The 1,630-nt window shown below is 28.0% G+C and carries 2 protein-coding genes; both read left to right on the top strand.

Translation table 11 applies throughout. The features are described from left to right. On the top strand, positions 1–901 hold a 901-nt coding region (locus B5X70_RS17660; protein ID WP_234995098.1), incomplete at its 5' end, for a PIN domain-containing protein. Between the two features lie 27 nt (positions 902–928). Continuing rightward, on the top strand, positions 929–1,582 hold the full coding sequence (locus B5X70_RS17665) for a hypothetical protein (protein WP_079559225.1): 654 nt from the start codon (positions 929–931) through the stop codon (positions 1,580–1,582). The last annotated feature ends 48 nt before the right edge of the window (positions 1,583–1,630 follow it).

Genomic DNA, 1,630 nt, shown 5'->3' on the forward strand with positions numbered 1-1,630 from the left:
ACGTTGTACACCATATATCAGAAAATCTATACTTAGCATGAAAACCACTTCATTCATTAATAAACTAAATTCTCAGATTGAAAATATTATATTAACCATTGATGAAATGCTTAATAATTCATCCGTATATTATAACGACTGGAATAAAGGAAGTGACGTTGTTATACTTGGACTTTCCCCTTATCATTGGCGTCAAAAAGACGAAAAGACACAAATGGTAGCTAAATTAAAATACTCTAATTTTGTTGAGAGTTTCGAACTATTGCTAAGACATGCCAATCCAAAAACAAAACAAGATATATTAAATGCAAAAAGAAACATCATCAATTTAATAAATCAAAAAAGCGCACCAAAAACAATTGAAGCTGGAAAGCAGAATTGCAGAGCATATTTCAGTGTTTTTACGAAATTCATTGAACTTCACGCTAATGAGAATATTAAAACAGTTATTGTTCCTGATACAAACTCTTTAATACAATATCCAGAACCAATTTCCTACAAAAGCATTTCTCAATCGGAGAATTATGAATTTATAATATTACCAACTGTATTGTCTGAATTAGATAAACATAAGATAACACATAGAAATGAAGAGTTCCGTAAGAAAGTTACTTCTGTAATAAAAAGGCTAAAAGGTTATAGGAATCAAGGTGACGTATTAACAGGGGTAACCGTGAATCGAAATATAACTTTGAAAATGATTGCAACTGAACCAAATTTTGAAAAAAGCTTAAGTTGGTTAGACCCCCAAAATAATGATGATAGGATAATTGCAAATGTGCTTGAATTGCAAGTAAGCAACCCTAGTGATAATATTATTTTTGTAACATCTGACATAAATCTACAAAATAAGGCGGAATTAGCCAATTTAAATCCCTTTGACACAGATGAACTTAAATAAACTTGACATACAAAATTAAAAGCTACCATGATTGAGAACTTAATAGATTATTATACATCAAATTTGACTTTTTATTCAATAGTGACCCAGAAAAATGGAATCATAAAAAATTCACTTTTTTTGGTTGTTGCCTTAATTCCATCAGGTTTATTCTTTTATTTTCATGTGAATGAACTATATATACTATTACTTACAATTATACCTTTACTTATTGCGTCTATTCTGATAGGTAGATATTTCAATGCAATGACAATAAAAAAGCTTTATCCTGAAATTTATATTTCACGGTTTAAGTGGTCGCATGAAATGATTAATGTCATGATTTACAACAGGCTTGACAGTTATTTGAAAGAAAAAAAATTGATTAATAAAACAGGTGAAATAAAAAGACTTATATCTGAGAAAGCAAAAAATGAACGGTTACCATTTATGTTTTGTTCAAGTGCCTTTATTGCTTTATTTTTGCCATTATGGTATTCATATATTGATAAAGTTCTTGATTACTTTAAATCTGATTTAAAAGCAATTACTTTAATAACACTTCTTATAACGATACTCATAACATCAATTATAATGTATTTTCCAATGATTTATTCATTTAGAGACAGATTTTTATCAAGATATAAGAAACTTAATGATTTAAGTGAGTTATTGGATGAATATGAATTAATGAAGAAATAGAATACGGTGTACAACATCATATATAAAATATTGGGGTTTAGATGTTTA

It is taken from the genome of Alkalitalea saponilacus (assembly GCF_900168165.1).
GTDB classification, from domain to species: Bacteria; Bacteroidota; Bacteroidia; order Bacteroidales; family Marinilabiliaceae; genus Natronoflexus; species Natronoflexus saponilacus.